Annotated in this window: 13 protein-coding genes; all 13 read left to right on the forward strand. The window is 43.2% G+C overall.

What is annotated here, in order from left to right; all coding sequences use genetic code 11:
• Nucleotides 1-55: 55 nt before the first annotated feature.
• Complete coding sequence (locus AC4HAO_RS10205; RefSeq protein WP_491092824.1) at nt 56-358, forward strand: CHY zinc finger protein; 303 nt, start codon at nt 56-58, stop codon at nt 356-358.
• A 14-nt stretch (nt 359-372) separates the two neighbouring features.
• On the forward strand, nt 373-903 hold the full coding sequence (locus tag AC4HAO_RS10210; RefSeq protein WP_491092825.1) for a biotin transporter BioY: 531 nt from the start codon (nt 373-375) through the stop codon (nt 901-903).
• 125 nt (nt 904-1,028) lie between these two features.
• The gene (locus tag AC4HAO_RS10215; protein WP_491135305.1) at nt 1,029-2,312 is read left to right on the forward strand and encodes a DUF975 family protein; all 1,284 of its coding nucleotides are present in this window, start codon (nt 1,029-1,031) and stop codon (nt 2,310-2,312) included.
• Between the two features lie 191 nt (nt 2,313-2,503).
• A complete protein-coding gene (locus tag AC4HAO_RS10220; RefSeq protein ID WP_491135306.1) occupies nt 2,504-6,901 on the forward strand; it encodes a PolC-type DNA polymerase III in 4,398 nt (1,465 codons plus the stop codon).
• Between the two features lie 496 nt (nt 6,902-7,397).
• Nucleotides 7,398-7,838, forward strand: coding sequence for a MarR family winged helix-turn-helix transcriptional regulator (locus AC4HAO_RS10225; RefSeq protein ID WP_447452935.1), 441 nt, complete (start codon nt 7,398-7,400; stop codon nt 7,836-7,838).
• 96 nt (nt 7,839-7,934) lie between these two features.
• Nucleotides 7,935-8,480 (forward strand): NADPH-dependent FMN reductase, encoded by a 546-nt coding sequence (locus AC4HAO_RS10230; protein ID WP_491092828.1) that lies wholly within the window; start codon nt 7,935-7,937, stop codon nt 8,478-8,480.
• Between the two features lie 429 nt (nt 8,481-8,909).
• The gene (locus AC4HAO_RS10235) at nt 8,910-9,326 is read left to right on the forward strand and encodes a MarR family winged helix-turn-helix transcriptional regulator (RefSeq protein WP_491092839.1); all 417 of its coding nucleotides are present in this window, start codon (nt 8,910-8,912) and stop codon (nt 9,324-9,326) included.
• A gap of 266 nt (nt 9,327-9,592) precedes the next feature.
• Complete coding sequence (locus AC4HAO_RS10240) at nt 9,593-9,952, forward strand: rhodanese-like domain-containing protein (protein WP_491092829.1); 360 nt, start codon at nt 9,593-9,595, stop codon at nt 9,950-9,952.
• Between the two features lie 499 nt (nt 9,953-10,451).
• The gene (locus AC4HAO_RS10245) at nt 10,452-11,291 is read left to right on the forward strand and encodes a TraX family protein (protein ID WP_491135307.1); all 840 of its coding nucleotides are present in this window, start codon (nt 10,452-10,454) and stop codon (nt 11,289-11,291) included.
• Nucleotides 11,292-11,331: 40 nt separating this feature from the next.
• Complete coding sequence (locus tag AC4HAO_RS10250) at nt 11,332-12,000, forward strand: response regulator transcription factor (protein WP_491135308.1); 669 nt, start codon at nt 11,332-11,334, stop codon at nt 11,998-12,000.
• On the forward strand, nt 11,982-13,376 hold the full coding sequence (locus tag AC4HAO_RS10255) for a sensor histidine kinase (protein WP_491135309.1): 1,395 nt from the start codon (nt 11,982-11,984) through the stop codon (nt 13,374-13,376). Before AC4HAO_RS10250 ends, AC4HAO_RS10255 begins: the two co-directional genes overlap by 19 nt.
• A gap of 104 nt (nt 13,377-13,480) precedes the next feature.
• Nucleotides 13,481-14,176: a CPBP family intramembrane glutamic endopeptidase gene (locus tag AC4HAO_RS10260; RefSeq protein WP_491092840.1), complete on the forward strand. Its 696-nt coding sequence runs from the start codon at nt 13,481-13,483 to the stop codon at nt 14,174-14,176.
• 513 nt (nt 14,177-14,689) lie between these two features.
• The coding region (locus AC4HAO_RS10265; protein WP_491135310.1) for a GbpC/Spa domain-containing protein at nt 14,690-18,114 on the forward strand (3,425 nt) is incomplete at its 3' end.

The raw sequence follows: 18,114 nt of genomic DNA on the forward strand, positions 1-18,114 counted from the left end.
GACAAGCGATACTAGCTATGCTAGACTAAGACCAATGACAGTTAGGAGTAACTTTATGCGAACCATACGAGGCATTGATCTCGATGAGGCAGGTCGGTGTTATCACTATCACAGTGAGACCGATATCGTGGCCTTAAAATGTCAAGCTTGCCAAACTTTTTATGCCTGCTACCAATGCCATGACAGCCTCTGTGATCACCGCTTTCAGCCCATGAATAAAAACGAGAAGTGCTTAGTCCAATGTGGTGCTTGTCGGTCATTGTTAGATTGGTCAGAGTACAAGTCTGGCCATTGTCCGCATTGTTGTCATCCCTTCAATCCCAAGTGCTCTTTGCACGATAGTATCTATTTTAAGTGAGAATCGGAGAAAAAATGAAAACAAAAGATCTCGTATCTATTGCTATGATGACAGCTCTTTTGGTCGTCCTCAGTTACATACCGGGCATCCCCCTAGGGTTTATCCCTGTTCCTATTGTCTTACAAAATCTCGGTGTTATGCTGGCTGGCAGCTTGTTAGGAGGCAAAAAAGGCAGTCTGTCAGTCTTGCTTTTGTTTCTAGTCGGTCTTGTCATTCCGGTTTTTTCAGGTTTGACAACAACAGTTAAGGTAATGATCGGTCCAACAGCTGGCTATGTCCTTGCTTGGCTTTTTGTTCCTCTCTTGATGGATTGGGGCTTGTCTCGTCTGAAAAGGCGTAGGGCTGTGCTGACCTTCGTAGTTATTTGGCTGGCTGGTGTCCTATTTGTTGATGTACTTGGGGGCTTGTATCTAGCCTTTTTTACGGGAGCTCCCCTTTTCACAGCTGTAGTGACGGGCAGCCTGGCTTTCATCCCCGGAGATACAGTGAAAGTTTTTGTTGCAACTATTGCAAATCTGCGTTTTCATAAGATGTCGCATAACTAAAAGTGTACTTTTCAAAGCTCTGTAGCAAGATTTGCTAAGTCCTACTGGCATCGAGGTCCTTTTTTGCATTGACAAGCTTTCTTAACCGTAATAGAATAGTAGTATTAAACTAAAAGGAGTTTGTTGTGAAAACGAGAAAAGAGCTAAAAGAACAAGCTAAGATAGCCCTGCGTGGTAACTGGGCTTGGGGAATCGGTGTCATACTAGTACCAATGCTAGTCTTAGTGGCGATCGTCCTAGTCCTGCTGGGGGTTCTAACCCTCGTCTGGAAGCAGGCCTCTGGCTTAGAATTATCAGTTAGTACCAATATTGTTTTGGTCTTTCTTACCATGGCCTTTCTGATTCTAGCTCTCTTCGCCTTTTTTGCGACTGTTGGCATCAGCGCGGGGGCTAACTATGCTTATTTAGAGTTGATTCGTGGCCGTAAATGGTCTTTTAGACAGGCAGGCACCTATGCCTTTAGGAACCAACGCTTTGACAGCATTTTTGGTCTTGTTCTTATGTCCAACATTTTTAGTCTGCTTTGGTCAGTTCTGTTGATCGTCCCCGGTGTCGTAAAGGCGATTTCTTATTCACAAGGCCTCTTCTTACTCAAAGACGATTTTGATGCTGATAACGGCATCACCACTACTTCAGCGATCACTAAAAGTCGTCTCATGATGGAAGGGCATAAAAAAGACTTTTTTCAGCTTGTGCTGAGCTTTTTAGGGTGGTACTTGCTGGTTACTGTCTTTGCTGCGCTGCTAGGAATTGCTGCAAGTCAATCTGTCTTAGAAACGGGATCATCAGCAGGGGTCGCTTTGATCTTGGTTTTGAGCATTATCATCGGTTTGGTTTGTGGTTCTATTTTGGCACCTTACCTAGGAACAACCGTGGCGGCCTTTTACGAAGATTTACGTCAGCAAGAGCAACCTAAAGAACTGGAAGAGCTTGAAGAAGTATTAGCCCAGAAAAAGGCTGAATTTGAGGAATCTTTGGCAGACTACAATGCCCAGCTTGCCAAGCGTAAGGCTGATAAGCAAAAAGCTCACGATGAAAAAATAGCTAAAAAGTTAAAAGCCCAGAAAGAGCGGGAGGAAAAGCGCCGCGAACAAGTAGCGCAAAAGCGTGAGCAGCGCGAAGCTAAGAAATCCCAAAAGGCAAAAGAGACTAAGACCTCTGCTAAAAAATTAAACGCCGAATCAGCAGCTAGTTCTAAGGTTGAGGCGGCTAAAACTGAGAAGGCAGATGTAAAATCAGAGGCCTCTGAGCTTAATGGTAAAAAGAGCACTCAAGCAGATACCCAAACATCTAATACGACAGATAAGTCTGAGAAGGCACTACCTTCTAAATCAAACAAAAGTAATCAGTCTACGACTAAAAAGCCTAAATCAAAGTCCAAGAAGAAAAAGTCTAAAAAACGTAAATAGGGTTTTAAATTTAGCTCTGAAATATCAGGAAACAGTGTTGTTGGTAACTTGCCGTATCGGCAAAAAAGCACCAAAAGGGGTGGAACAAGATCAGTTCCAGCCCCTTTTCTAAGCCTTTTGGCCTGAGGTAATGGGGAGATTTTATAGGCTATTTATGCTATAATATACTGACTATTAAGGAGTAAAATATCATGTCAGACTTGTTCAAAAAATTGATGGAACAGATAGAAATGCCGCTTGAGATGAGACAGTCTCCAGTATTTTTGTCTGCTGACATTAAGGAAGTTAAAGTACATGCTGTTAGCCGTCACTGGGAGTTTCATTTTAGTTTTGCTGAAATTCCACCCATTGAAATTTATCGCGAGTTAGCTGACCGTTTAGTCAGGACCTTCGAACAGGCTGATATCAAGGTCAGTTTTGACATTGAAGCTCAATCTAATGATGTCTCAGACCAACTGCTTCAGGAATATTATAGAGAGAGTTTTAATCTTCCTCTGTGCAATAGCGCGAGTTTTCGCTCTTCATTTTCGGATTTAGCAGTGTCTCGCGAAGGTCGACAAATCATTATTCATGCCCCCAGTTTTCTGGATAATGACCATTTTAAACAACAGCACCTGCCTAAGCTGGAGAAACAGTTTGCCCAGTTTGGCTTTGGGGCTGTCACATTTACGATTAGGACCGACGCTGACAAGACCCAAGAGCTGACTCAGGCCTTTGAGGCTCGAAGTGAGCAATTAATTGAGAAGGCTCAGGAAGAGAACGCTCAGGCTGTGGCCTCCCTAGAAGCTTCTATGCCTGCCCAAGAAGAGGCTGCTCCCACTCCCAAATTTGACTATAAGGAAAGAGCAGCTAAACGTCAAGCTGGTTTTGATAAGGCAGAGATCACACCTATGGTGGAGATCGAAACAGAAGAAAATCGTATTGTTTTTGAAGGGATGGTCTTTGATGTAGAGCGCCGTACAACTAGAACCGGTCGTCACATCATCAGCTTTAAAATGACAGATTATACCTCATCTTTTGCCATGCAGAAGTGGGCTAAAGATGATGCCGATTTGCAAAAGTATGACATGATTGCCAAAGGTGCTTGGCTGCGCGTTCGCGGAAATATTGAAAATAATCAGTGGACCAAAACCTTGACCATGAATGTGCAGGATGTGAAGGAAATTGTCCATAAGGAACGCAAGGATCTTATGCCTGAAGGGCAAAAGCGTGTAGAATTTCACGCCCATACCAATATGTCTACCATGGATGCCCTACCTACGGTTGAACAGCTAATTGACAAAGCAGCTAACTGGGGGCACACAGCTGTTGCTATCACCGACCACGGAAACGTTCAGAGTTTTCCCCATGGTTACCACCGAGCTAAAAAGGCAGGTATCAAGGCTATCTTTGGCTTAGAAGCTAATATCGTTGAGGATCGTGTGCCGATTACTTACAATGAAGTGCCTATGGATTTGCATGAAGCAACCTATGTTGTCTTTGACGTGGAAACCACAGGGCTTTCTGCCGTAAATAACTCTTTGATTCAGATTGCGGCTTCTAAAATGCACAAAGGTAATATCATTGATCAGTTCGATGAATTTATCAACCCAGGCCACCCCCTCAGCCAGTTCACGACTGATCTGACAGGGATTACGGACAACCATCTTAAAGATGCTAAACCGCTCTTGCAGGTTCTGCAAGAATTTCAGGACTTTTGTAAGGATACGGTCCTAGTTGCCCACAATGCTACCTTTGACGTTGGCTTTATGAATGCTAATTATGAACGCCATGGTCTGCCCCTGATTACTCAGCCAGTCATAGATACTCTAGAGTTTGCCCGTAACCTCTATCCTGAGTATAAACGCCATGGTCTAGGCCCTTTGACCAAACGTTTTCAAGTGGCCTTAGATCATCATCATATGGCTAATTATGATGCGGAGGCCACAGGGCGCCTGCTCTTCATCTTTATTAAAGAGGCGCGTGACCACCGTAATGTTACTGATTTATCAGAACTTAATACTAAGTTGGTTTCAGAGGACTCTTACAAAAAGGCCAGAGTCAAACATGCTACCATCTATGTACAAAATCAAATCGGTTTAAAAAATATTTTTAAACTGGTTAGTTTATCCAATGTCAAATATTTTGAAGGTGTAGCCAGAATACCAAGGACGATCCTGGATGCTCACCGTGAAGGGCTGCTGCTGGGATCAGCTTGCTCGGAAGGCGAGGTTTTTGATGCAGTAGTAACCAGCGGTGTAGATAAGGCGGTGGAAGTAGCTCGCTACTATGACTTTATTGAAGTGATGCCACCAGCTATCTATGCCCCCCTTTTGGCTAATGATCTGATTCAAGATCAGGCTGGAATTCAACAGGTTATCCGTGATTTGATCGAAGTGGGACGCAGACTGGATAAGCCGATCCTAGCAACGGGAGATGTCCACTACCTAGAGCCTGAAGATGAGCTCTATCGGGAAATCATTGTCCGCAGTTTAGGACCAGGAGCTATGATTAATCGCCCAATCGGTCGTGGTGAGGATGCTAAGCCAGCTCCTCTGCCCAAGGCCCATTTCAGAACGACGAATGAAATGCTGGATGAATTTGCCTTCCTAGGGGAAGAGCTTGCTTATGAGATTGTAGTCACAAACACACAGGACTTTGCAGAACGCTTTGAAGAAGTAGAGGTGGTCAAAAATGACCTCTATACGCCTTATATCGACAAGGCCGAAGAGACTGTCGCTGAAAAAACTTATGCTAGAGCCTTTGAGCTCTATGGCAATCCTCTGCCAGACATTATCGATCGCCGTATTGAAAAAGAACTGACCTCTATCTTGGGAAATGGCTTTGCCGTTATTTATCTGGCCTCCCAGATGTTGGTTGATCGGTCGAATAAGCGCGGTTATCTAGTTGGTTCACGGGGATCTGTCGGCTCTAGTTTTGTGGCAACGATGATTGGGATTACTGAGGTTAATCCCATGCCTCCCCACTACATATGTCCAGACTGTCAATATTCGGAGTTTATTACGGATGGATCCGTCGGCTCTGGCTTTGATTTACCAAATAAGGACTGTCCCAACTGCGGCCAGTCCCTAATGAAAGACGGTCAAGATATTCCCTTTGAAACCTTCCTGGGCTTCGATGGCGATAAGGTGCCCGATATCGATCTTAATTTCTCCGGTGATGACCAACCATCTGCCCATTTGGATGTGCGTGATATCTTCGGTGAAGAATATGCCTTTCGTGCCGGAACTGTCGGTACTGTTGCGGAAAAGACAGCTTATGGCTTTGTCAAGGGTTATGAGCGTGACTATAATAAATTCTACCGTGATGCTGAGGTCGATCGCTTAGCTATGGGGTCAGCTGGTGTTAAGCGAACAACGGGTCAGCATCCTGGCGGTATCGTTGTTATTCCGAACTATATGGATGTTTATGATTTCACTCCTGTTCAATATCCGGCTGATGATACGACAGCAGAATGGCAGACCACCCACTTTAATTTCCATGATATTGACGAAAACGTCCTCAAACTCGATATTCTGGGTCATGATGACCCAACCATGATTCGTAAGCTTCAGGATCTCTCGGGAATTGACCCTACAGATATTCCAGCCGACGATCCGGATGTCATGAAGCTCTTTTCGGGAACTGAAGTTCTTGGTGTGACCGAGGAGCAGATCGGAACACCGACGGGGATGCTGGGAATTCCTGAATTTGGTACTAACTTTGTTCGAGGGATGGTTGATGAGACTCATCCGACGACCTTTGCTGAATTACTCCAACTTTCTGGACTCTCACACGGGACCGATGTCTGGCTGGGCAATGCTCAAGATTTGATAAAAGAAGGCATTGCCACTCTTTCAACAGTTATCGGCTGTCGGGATGATATCATGGTTTATCTCATGCACGCAGGTCTTGAACCCAAGATGGCTTTCACTATCATGGAGCGGGTGCGTAAGGGGCTTTGGCTTAAAATTTCTGAAGAAGAGCGCAATACTTATATTCAAGCCATGCGCGATAACAATGTTCCAGACTGGTACATTGAATCTTGCGGGAAGATCAAGTACATGTTCCCTAAAGCCCATGCAGCTGCCTATGTTATGATGGCCTTGCGCGTAGCTTATTTTAAGGTGCACCATCCTATCTACTATTACTGTGCCTACTTCTCCATTCGAGCTAAAGCCTTTGAGCTCAAAACCATGAGCGCAGGGGTAGAAGCTGTCAAGGCACGTATGGAAGATATTGCTGTTAAACGTAAGAATAATGAAGCGTCCAACGTTGAAATTGATCTGTATACCACTTTGGAAATTGTCAATGAAATGCTGGAGCGCGGCTATCACTTCGGTCAGTTAGACCTCTATAATAGTGAAGCAACCGAATTCAAGATTGAAGGCGATACTCTCATCCCGCCATTTGTGGCTATGGACGGACTTGGTGAAAACGTTGCTAAACAGATTGTTGCTAGCCGTCAAGAAGGAGAATTCCTATCTAAAACCGAGCTACGCAAACGCGGTGGGGTTTCAACTACTCTAGTTGAAAAAATGGATGAAATGGGTATTCTAGGTGATATGCCTGAAGATAACCAACTGTCGCTTTTTGATGATTTCTTTTAATTGACCTCCTTTTTGCTTCTAAAAATTTCCACGGGTTAAAAAGTAGTTTCTGACACGGCTTTAATCAATCAATTAGCCTTAGGTTTATCTAAGGATTTGATCCTTTATTTGAAAGAAGGATCAGATCCTTTTTATATTTCCAAAATAAGATGTTTAGCTTGCGACTCTTAGTCAGAAATGCTACAATGAAAGAACTTAGAGGTCATTTTAGGAAAGTAAAAAAGCTGAATATAGCAGCTTTAACAAGGGAATTGGTTTCATTTTAAACTATTTTTTAGCTCTTGGTAGAACCCTTAATAACCAAGCGATAGTGACCAAGGCCAGGCGTCAGGTTTGTCTGTAGTTTTGTGGATTTAAGGTGGCTCGTATACAAGGGCGATTACAATTTTTGTTGAGAAGAGGATGTCCTAGTTTCTCCTTTGTTTGTTCAATAAATTAATTGATTCCAAACAGACAGTGCTGGGATTCCGCTTCAACCCATTTGAGGAGATAGTCTATGACAAAATTTAAAAATTCTGCTGTCAAAAGTATGGTTGTCATGAGAAAAGCCTTCCATACTATTGATAGCCGAGTTTCCACAACTTTCCGTGACTTCGATTTGACCCCAGCCCAGTTCAGTGTTCTTGATGTACTTTACAGTAAAGGCTCCATGCGTATTGGAGAACTGGTGAGCAGTATTTTGACGACATCGGGTAATATGACCATTGTCATCAAAAATATGGAAAAGAGCGGTTGGATTCGACGTGAGGCTAGTAAGAGGGACGGCCGTGCCTATATTATTCATCTCACTAAAAAAGGTCGCCGCATTATTGAGCGGGCCTTGCCAGCACATATTGAGGCAGTAGAAGAGACTTTTAGCATATTAACGCAAGAAGAGCAAGAGCAGCTGATTACCCTCTTGAAAAAATTTAAAACTCTTGATCAAAATGATAAGTGAGCAAATTTTTATACAAGATCCTCTGGTTGTGCTATTATTACTACATAGTAATAACCGAAAAATTACTAAACACAATATTTTTAAGGGGAAACCTATATGAAAAACATTTTATTTATTGTCGGATCGTTGCGTCAAGGCTCTTTTAGTCAGCAGTTGGCTCAGCAGGCTGAGCAAGCCCTTGCTGGCAAGGCCGAGGTCACCTATCTTGATTGGGCTCAGGTTCCAATCTTTAATCAAGACCTTGAAACACCGGTATTGCCAGCAGTTCAAGCTGTTCGTGACGCTGTTAAGACAGCTGATGCTATCTGGATTTTCTCACCAGTCTATAACTTTGCGATTCCGGGTTCTGTTAAGAACTTACTGGATTGGCTTTCTCGTGCTGAAGATCTTTCAGATACAACAGGTGCTTCAGTCCTTCAAGATAAGGTTACAACAGTATCTGTTCTGGCAAATGGCGGTAATGAACCAGTAGCAGAGAGCTACCGTAACTTGATGCCATTTATCCGCACACAGTTTGTGGACCAAGTGACTTTCTCAAAAGTTAACGATTCTGCTTGGGCTGATGGTAAATATGTAGCCTCTGAAGAAGTCTTAGCAGATTTGGCTAAGCAAGTCCAAGCTCTTCTTGCAGCTATTGGCTAAATCCTAATCTATATAAAAGAGAGTAAGAGATGATCGATACTTTAAAGAAATCGATTTACCTCTGCTCTTTTTTGTAATATAAGTATAGACATTGGCTTTATAACTTAAGTGGATAAATCCCTACTAGGAGTTATAGGGCCTTTCTTTTTTGATCTTGTTAGTAGCGTTAGTGATAGTTAAAAGAGGAACTCTAAGCTTTTGGTATAATCAATCGCCGTTTTCACCTTAGCATTATAGGAATAAAAGGCTAAATTACAGCGAACTCAGCTAGAATTAGTTATAAACGAATAAGAATGCTGCGACCTCAGTGATCTATCAATAAAATTACCCATTGCACTTTTTCTTGACAAATTTCAGTTCCTGCTTTATAATCATTTTAACTGATAATCAGTAAAGATGATTATATATAAAGAATGGAGGTGAACTCTTATAAGAGTTGAAGAATCATGGGGATTTACCCTAAGTAAAATTGCTCAGTCTATGGACAGACGCTTTAGCAGCCATTTAAGCCAGCATGGGTTGGATTACAGGGATTCCAGATATTATGGTGTCCTCTTAGCCATATTTAATTCTCCCAATCATACTCAGCTTAAGATTGGTGAGAAAATGAGCATAGACCGAACTAGTATTGGGCAAATTATTGATGTGCTTGAAGAAAAAGAATTGGTGAAGCGAGAGCGAAATCCTAGAGATCGCCGTCAGAACGTGCTCGCCTTGACTGCAAAAGGTGAGAAGCTGGTTTCCGATATGTGGTTGGTTATGAGACAGGCTGAGCATGAAGTGATAGAGGAATTATCAGACAGTCAAAAGGCTATCCTATTGCAAATCGCTGAGCAAATAAGCTGAATCAGCTTCAAACGTGCAAAATTAGTTTTTTTCTGTTTGAGCAGAAGGGCAGTGTACTCTTAAGCTCTTTTGTCGCTGCAGAAGTTGAAGTGAGGTAGCCAGTAACCGCAGCTGTACTCTCGCTTCTTTCTTGCCATTCTTAGTGGTTCTTCTGGATTTTCGAAGGGGGGTAAATTGGTAAATTCAACTGCCTGTAAAAAAACTAAAATAGAGAACCGTTAAAACTTGGGTTGAAAAATCCCGACAATATTATAAGGAGAACTATTATGACAAAAATTGAATTACTGGAAACCTACCTTAGCCTTTATATTAACCATTTTGAGGTATTAAAAGCCATGGAAGATGATGACTCACCTTATGTCCTCCTTGACGTCCGCAATGCACCAGCTCATGTTAAAAAAGAGCAGATAAAAGGAGCCAGAGCTCTACCTGCTAAAGATTTAGCCCAAGAATTAGGGAGCTTAGCCAAGGATAAAACCTACGTAGTTTATGACTGGAACAGCGGCACCATATTAGGCAAACAGGCACTGTTACTTCTCTTATCAGCTGGGCTAGAGGCTTATGAATTGTCAGGCGCCCTTGAGGGTTGGAAGGGGATGAATTTGCCTACTGAAGCTGTCATATAATCTCCTCTATTTAATCTTATTGGACTTTACTTTTAATATGTGTTAGAGCAGCATGGAATGAGAGTTGTTAGGAGAAGGCTCCGTGCCCTGCCCTTTTATTTCCGAGTGATGAGTGTGCGGAGTAACTGGAGCTTATGCTGCCATCTATAGCTCTTCAGAATTTTTCAGCTACCTAGCGCAACCTGTAAATTTGAAGCAACTTATAGCTGCCCCAACCTGACACACAGCGGCAATCAATGGAGTTCGAACTGGGTTATGGCTAGCACTTATTTTTATACTTTTGCCATCGCGATAAATAGTGGAAAAATGGTATCGCGATTGCTATTTCAGCCTCTAATTATTCTAGCTAAAGAAGCGTATGAAATTTGGAGCAGAGAGCTATCAGCATAAGAAGCGTATAAAGATGTCAATTGGACCTTTATACGTTTTTTATTTTGCTCTTCCTGATAAAGTCCTTAAATTTATTGTTTATACTAAGAATAGGTAAGGAGGACTACTTATGACAAAATTCAAGAAGCTGACGGGCTTTCAGCTCAAATACATCGCCTTGGTGCTTATGCTGCTAGACCATATTCATTACTTTTTTGACTATACAGGAAAGATCCCCCTGTGGTTCACTCAGCTTGGGAGACTATCCGCTCCTTTGTTCTTATTTACGATTATCGAAGGGTTTATTCATACGCATGACCGCAAGAGATATTTTCTGAAGATTTACAGCTTAGCTATTGCCATGGGACTGATTCAGTTTGGCTTTTATAATGTGCTGCAGCCTTTGGTACGGGGAGATGGCTTCTTTCCTAAGAATATGATGCTGTCCTCCTTTGCCATTTTGCTGGTTGCTCTTCAAGGGATTGCTTGGATTGAGGAGAGGAAGTACCTTCGAGGCATTCCGACCCTTCTTTTTCCGATTCTTCTGCCCTTTCTTTTCATGCCTTTTTACCGTATCTTTATGGTTTCTGGTAATCAACTGGGCATGTTCGTTGTTAACCTGCTCAATTTTACGATCCTGCCGCTGCATCTTTCCATTATGGATGGTGGAACGGCAACTTTGATTGTAGGCATTGCCATGTATCTCTGCCGAAAAACGCTCAAAAGGGAAGTTCTCGCCTTTGTCATTGTTTCGCTGCTAATTGAGTTAGGCCGTAGTCTTCTGGTGGGTGCACCGCTGACGCTTCACGCATTTTTATTTCTTTATTTTGAATGGATGGAAATTTTTGCAGCACCGTTCATGCTTATGTATAATGGCAAACGAGGCAAGGGCAGTAAGCATCTCTTTTATATTTTCTATCCGCTGCATATTTACTTGCTCTATGGCTTGTCAGTATTACTTTATGGATGATATGATAAGAATGGTACGGATAACATAAAAAGGAAAAAAGATGACACGTATTTTGGTAATTGATGATGAAGCAGATATTCTGACTTTGGTAAAAAATACCTTAGAGCTGCAAAGCTATTTGGTAGAGACTTTTACCAGTGCTGAACAAGTTGAACGTTCAAAGTTAGTAGATTATGATTTGATTTTACTGGACATTATGATGCCTGATATCGATGGCTTGAGTTTTTGTAAAGAGATCCGCTCTCTGGTGGACAGTCCGATCATTTTTCTGACAGCTAAGTCACAGGAAGCAGACATTGTCACAGGGCTTAGTTGCGGAGCAGATGATTATCTGGTTAAGCCTTTTGGTGTCCAAGAGCTTTTAGCGCGTGTTAATGCCCACTTACGTCGGGAAAGGCGTGAACATCATACCAGTTTAGTCTTAGGAAATATTCGGTTCGATCTGTCTGCCAAAGAAATTTCTATCAGCAATCAAGTACTTGCCCTGACTAAATCAGAGTACGAAATTTGTGAGTATTTGGCCAAGCACCGCGGTCAGGTTTTCTCTAAAGAGCAGCTTTATGACTATCTCTATGGATTTGAAGAACGCGGAACACCTGCAGCCATTGCTGAGCATATCAAAAATATTCGAGCAAAATTTCGGATGGCTGGAGCAGAACCCATTGAAACAGTTTGGGGGATTGGTTATAAATGGCAAACAAACAATTAAACCCATCCTTGACCAGTATTTTCGTAGCTTACTTCATGAGTGTTGTTCTGGGAGCCATAGGAATGGGGCTTATAGCATACATTGGTTTGATAGTGGCTTTTAGAACCGGATTTATCTTGCCAGCTAATCAGACAGAAAATGAGTTGATAAACTTAACACGCTCGATTGAGACAGATTCGCATTTTAAACTATCCAATCTTCCACAAGGGACTAGCTATCTGCTCGTGGATAAAGATGGACAGGAACTACAAACTAATATGAACCCCCAATTAAAGAAGAAGGCATCGTCGTCTCGAGATTCTTACAGTCTTGACCATGGTCGCTATGGGTATTTCAAAACCTTTAGGAGGCCTGACGGCAGCCATCTTATTGTCAATTATAAACTCAGGCAGCGTTACCGTGATCCTTGGTTAGAGCAGCATTTACCCCGTCTGAGCATAGTTATTATTGGTTTATTGAGTCTAGGACTCTTATTCTATTTTATCTTGACCAGCCTTTTCTTTGGCCGTTATGTCAAGCGCCAGTTGAGGCCTATTATAAGGATGACAGAGAAGATCCAAGAGGAGGAGTTAGAATTTTCTTTACCAAAGACTAGAATCAAGGAGTTCGACCAAATTATCCAGAGTTTGGACAGACTGCGTATTAGTTTGAGAGAGTCTCTTCTTGAGTCTTGGCAGACAAAGCAGGACCAGAGCTACCAGATAGCCGCCCTGACTCATGATCTCAAAACTCCCTTGACAGTTATCAAGGGTAACACCGACCTTCTGGAATTGACGGACTTAACTGAGAAACAAGCTGATTTTCTGAGCCATACTAAGAGAAATATCCAAGCCTTGGATGACTATCTTCAAGAGCTAACAGAACTGTCGCAGACGCAGAGCCAGCAGGTCTTTTCTCCTCAGATCCTTACAGTCAGAGACTTTATAGAGTCTCTCAATCGTGATCTTAAAGGACTGGCTACTGTCAGAGGCCTTACATTTGATTGTCTGGTGTCGCTAGCATTCACGGATCAAGCAAGCTGGGATCCCAAACTGCTCAAACGAGCGCTTATCAATATTGCTGCTAATGCTATAGAGCATAGTCCTTTGGGGACTAACGTTTCCATACATTATCTGAAACAAGACAGTCAATTAATCATCACCTGTACTGATAGTGGACCTGGTTTCAGTCAAGAAGCTCTAAATTCAGCTAAAATGCCTTTCTTTACTGTGAATAGCAGCCGTAGTCGCAGCCAATCTCATCAAGGACTAGGCCTAGCTATTGCGGATAATATTATCCGCCTGCACAAGGGCAGGCTTGAGCTGTCAAATACAAAACAAGGCGGTGGCCGAGCTACCGTTATTCTACCGATTGTAAATGAACTTGGGAACACATAGCAGACCCCGATTTTGGGATATAGTGAAATTATTCTTACTGTTATCATTATCAAAATGAAAAAGAAATGGTACACTATATCTAAATAAAATTATAAGGGGATATGATGAAACTATTTTTTAATATTCTTAAAGTTATTGGTTTACTGGTTCTGGCCATATGCTGCAATATGGTTCCTATCTTGCTTTTACGAAATCAATCCTATTTTTCTCTGCCGCTCAAGTGGGGACTGGGTCTGCTCTGTATCCTTTTTATCATTGCCGTTTTCACATTGCTCTGGCGAAGCTATAAAAAGCATGAACCCGAGACCGTCAAGCTTCAAAAGATGACCTGGGGGGATATCGGGTACAATTTTCTCTTCTTTTTGGCGGCCCGAGCAGTGGCTGTTTTTGGAACCTTGATTCTCGCTTGGATATCTGGTCAGAGTCAGACAGCAAATGACCAAGCGCTTGCCAAGTTGACAGACTTCTTTCAGGGCGGATTCTTTCTCTATACGGCTTTATATTGTCTGATGATTGGTCTGATGGCACCGCTCATTGAAGAGCTGGCCTTTCGCGGTTTTCCGCAGGTACTTCTCTTTAAACAGCGTAAAATATTAGCTGGTTTGGTAACCTCCTCGATTTTTTCCTTGGGGCATGCTGCGACCATTCCGGAATTTTTTCTCTATGCCCTATTAGGAGCAGTCCTCTATAGCGCTTATCAGCGTCGTGGCAATATCAAGGACTCTATGATGGTTCATATTTTTAATAACCTGCCAAGTGCTATCTACCTCCTCCTTATTGGCTTCGGACTGCTTCATTAAAGGTCCTGAAGTAGATAGATTCCATAATACAGGAAAAAGCATAAAATCATGTTGTTGCAGCAGTGATGTTATGCTTTTTTGTTGGGCTAAGTTATTTGATTTTGACTAGAAATCTTAAATAAAGGGGAGCTTCTCATAGATAGGGGTGGGACAGCCTTATCTAGCTAGCTTTTTCAGTCCAAGATTAAAAATCATTTGCTAGAAAGAGCAGGATCGGAGCAATAATGCAGGCAAGGCCTTCAGTTTTAAAATAGCTTTCTTTGGCTTTAGAGCTGTCCTAGAGAAATACCCCCATCTCCTCAACCCCCTTACCTGTGAAGGTCTTTAGCTAGGCTTGTAAAATTGTGATAAAACCTAATATTTATTAAGAGTTAGCGTATAAATTTCGAAAGATTATCAACTGCTAGCAAATAAAAGCCAATTAGCTTGTTTAGTTCCTAATAAAATGGTAATATGACATCGGTGTAACTAAAAAAATGAAATGTTACAACTCGATTAAAAGGAGTAAATAAGATGAAACACAAGGAAACTTTTGGTTTTCGCAAGAGTAAAATCAGTAAGACCCTTTGTGGTGCCCTGTTGGGAACTGCTATTATTGCGTCTGTAGCAGGTCAAAAGGCATTTGCTGAAGATACGGAGATCAGTACAACATCTACTGTTGATACAGAAGCAGTAGCTGGAACAGAGACTGGGAATCCCGCAACCAATCTGACAGAAAAGCAGGCTGCTCCTAGCTCGCAAGCAGAGACTAGTCAAGCCCAAGCAGAGCAAAAAACTGGTTCAATACCTGTCGATGTAGCGGCTACTGAGCTTGATGAGGCTGTAAAATCCGCTGCTGAAGCTGGCGTGTCGGTGTCACAGGATGAGACTGTTGACAAGGGGACTGTGGGAACGTCCCAAGAAGCAGATGAAAAATTAAACGAGATTCAGGCTGACTACAGCAAGCAGGCGGAAGCTATCAAAACCACAACAGAAACCTACAAAGCTGATGTGGCTGCTAACCAAGCAGAAACTGATCGTATCAATCAAGAAAACGCAGCTAAGAAAGCTCAATATGAACGAGATTTAGCTGCTCATCAGGCAGAAGTTGAGCGGATTAATGCTGCTAATGCTGCTGCCAAGGCGGACTATGAAGCTAAATTAGCTCAGTATCAAAAAGAGCTGGCCCTTGTCCAACAAGCCAACTCAGACAGCCAAGCTGCCTATGCAGCAGCTAAAGAAGCCTACGAAAAAGAACTGGCTCGCGTGCAGAAAGCCAATGCGGATGCCAAAGCGGCTTACGACAAGGCTGTGGCTGAAAATACGGCAAAAAATGCTGAGATTGCAGCAGAAAATGCCGCCATCAAACAGCGCAACGCCGATGCTAAAGCTCAATATGAAGCGGCCCTGAAGCAATATGAAGCCGATTTAGCAGATATCCAACAAAAGAACAAGGATAATGAGGCGGATTATCAAGCTAAACAGGCCGCCTACGAGCAAGAGCTCGCTCGCGTGCAGAAAGCCAATGCGGATGCCAAAGCGGCTTACGACAAGGCTGTGGCTGAAAATACGGCAAAAAATGCCGAGATCGCAGCAGACAACGAAGCTATTAGACAGCGCAATGCAGATGCCAAAGCTCAATATGAAGCAGCCCTGAAGCAATATGAAGCCGATTTAGCAGATATCCAACAAAAGAACAAGGATAATGAGGCGGATTATCAAGCTAAACAGGCCGCCTACGAACAAGAGCTCGCTCGCGTGCAGAAAGCTAATGCGGATGCCAAAGCGGCTTACGACAAGGCTGTGGCTGAAAATGCAGCTAAGAATGCTGAGATTGCAGCAGAAAATGCCGCCATCAAACAGCGCAATGCGGATGCTAAAGCTGACTATGAAGCCAAATTAGCCCAATATCAAAAAGACTTAACCCAATACCAAAAAGACTTAGCTGACTACCAAACCAAGCTAAAAGCTTACGAAGATGAACAGGCCGCTTACAAGGCTGCCTTAGCAGAGCTAGAAAAACACAAAAATGATGATGGATATTTACCATCACCAGAATCGCAACCTTTTGTCTTTGAGAAGGAAAAAGAGGCCTCCCTTGAAATTACATCGGGAGATAAAGTCTATAACGCTGACGAATTCTACGCCGAAGCAGATAAAATGGACTATATTAAGGCAGATACGCCATTTAATACAGAAAAGAGACGAGTTGCCTATAGCCACTTTTGGGGTGGAATTCAAGATAGTGCAGATTGGCCGGGCAAGCGAGTATTTTTGCCAAAAGGTAAACCTGTTGTTGCAAAGTACACCAACTTAAAGAATTCAGAGCTGAATGGTATAAAAATTGCTTCTGCAGAATTCATATATACGCTAAAAGATACCAGTCTTAATGCCGATAAAATACCTGCCATGCTATATGATGATCCTACCGCAACGATCTATTACTTTGAGTTCTTTGGCTCACAGAGTATTGATGTAGAAATTAGGTTTTATGATGAAGATGGAAATAAAATCGATGCGACGGGTGCATTGCTAGATTTCTCTTCACTTAATAGAGGACATGGTTGGGCACAGTATGATGGTGTAAATGCCATTGAGAAGGTTGATTATCACACAGGGACGGCCATTGAAATAAACGGTTCTTCTGTAAAAGACAATGGAGATGGCTTATACGCCGCTACTCCAAACTATACTAAGACCAATCAATCGAGATTTGAAAGCGGTGAATGGGATAGTTCGGATTCCCCATTGAATTGGTACGGAGCCATTGTTGGTAAACAAACGGGTTCCGATATCAAATTTACGATTTCTGCTGAAAACGCTTCGGGAATATGGTTCGCTTTTGATTCTAAGATAAAGGCAAAGGATATTCCTAATAAACCGATGGAATCTGAGCCAACACCGCCAGTAGCTCCAACTCAGCCTTCAGAACCTGTTTACGAGGTCGAAAAGGACTTAGAGCCAGCACCAGTAGAACCCAAGTACGATCCAGAGCCAACGCCTCCAACTCGTACACCGGATCAGCCGGAACCTAATAAACCACAAGAGCCTAACTACGAAGTAGAGAAGCCACAGGAGCCAGCACCAGTAGAACCAAAATATGAGCCGGAGCCAACACCGCCAACTCGGACGCCGGATCAGCCGGAACCTAATAAACCACAGGAGCCTAACTACGAAGTAGAAAAGCCATCCGAACCGGCACCGGTAGAACCTAACTACGAGCCGGAGCCAACACCGCCGACCCGTACACCGGATCAGCCAGAACCAAACAAACCGCAGGAACCTAACTATGAACCGGAGCCAACGCCTCCAACGCCACCGATTCTAAAACGCTTCCCTGGAGCACCCGCTGTTCCAACGGTTCGTTACCACTATGCTAGCTATGCCATCCAGCCTCAGGTTAACAAGGCCATCACCAATAACATAGGAGTCGATATCGACAAGACCCTGGTCGCTAAGCAGTCAGTGGTCAAGTTCCAACTGAGAACGGCTGAACTGCCGGCCAACCGTGAGGAAACCACCTCCTTCGTCTTGGTCGATCCCCTGCCAAGCGGCTATCAGTTCAACCTCGAAGCGACTAAGGTGGCCAGTCCAGACTTTGAGGTCACCTATGACGCAACCACGCATACCGTGACCTTCACAGCCACCGCGGAAACCCTGGCCCTGCTCAATCAGGACTACACCAAGGGCATCACTGCCCCCGTCCCAACCATTGTCGGTCAGGTCATGAACGACGGGGCCACCTATGAAAATAACTTTACCTTAACGGTCAACGATGCTTATGGGGTCAAATCCAATATCGTTCGGGTCACTACCCCAGGGAAACCAGAAGACCCAGACAATCCCAATAATAACTACATCAAACCGCACAAGGTCAATAAAAATGAAAATGGCACCGTGATTGACGGCAAGACCGTCCTGGCTGGTTCAACCAATTTCTACGAATTGACGTGGGATCT

Source organism: Streptococcus sp. ELY_137, from assembly GCF_058314515.1.

Excerpts from the sequence above, each read along its gene's own strand:
- AC4HAO_RS10220 (WP_491135306.1), top strand. The coding sequence starts at position 2,504 with ATGTCAGACTTGTTCAAAAAATTGATGGAACAGATAGAAATGCCGCTT.
- AC4HAO_RS10245 (WP_491135307.1), top strand. The coding sequence starts at position 10,452 with ATGACAAAATTCAAGAAGCTGACGGGCTTTCAGCTCAAATACATCGCC.
- AC4HAO_RS10260 (WP_491092840.1), top strand. The coding sequence starts at position 13,481 with ATGAAACTATTTTTTAATATTCTTAAAGTTATTGGTTTACTGGTTCTG.
- AC4HAO_RS10205 (WP_491092824.1), top strand. The coding sequence starts at position 56 with ATGCGAACCATACGAGGCATTGATCTCGATGAGGCAGGTCGGTGTTAT.
- AC4HAO_RS10255 (WP_491135309.1), top strand. The coding sequence starts at position 11,982 with ATGGCAAACAAACAATTAAACCCATCCTTGACCAGTATTTTCGTAGCT.
- AC4HAO_RS10250 (WP_491135308.1), top strand. The coding sequence starts at position 11,332 with ATGACACGTATTTTGGTAATTGATGATGAAGCAGATATTCTGACTTTG.
- AC4HAO_RS10240 (WP_491092829.1), top strand. The coding sequence starts at position 9,593 with ATGACAAAAATTGAATTACTGGAAACCTACCTTAGCCTTTATATTAAC.
- AC4HAO_RS10225 (WP_447452935.1), top strand. The coding sequence starts at position 7,398 with ATGACAAAATTTAAAAATTCTGCTGTCAAAAGTATGGTTGTCATGAGA.
- AC4HAO_RS10230 (WP_491092828.1), top strand. The coding sequence starts at position 7,935 with ATGAAAAACATTTTATTTATTGTCGGATCGTTGCGTCAAGGCTCTTTT.
- AC4HAO_RS10210 (WP_491092825.1), top strand. The coding sequence starts at position 373 with ATGAAAACAAAAGATCTCGTATCTATTGCTATGATGACAGCTCTTTTG.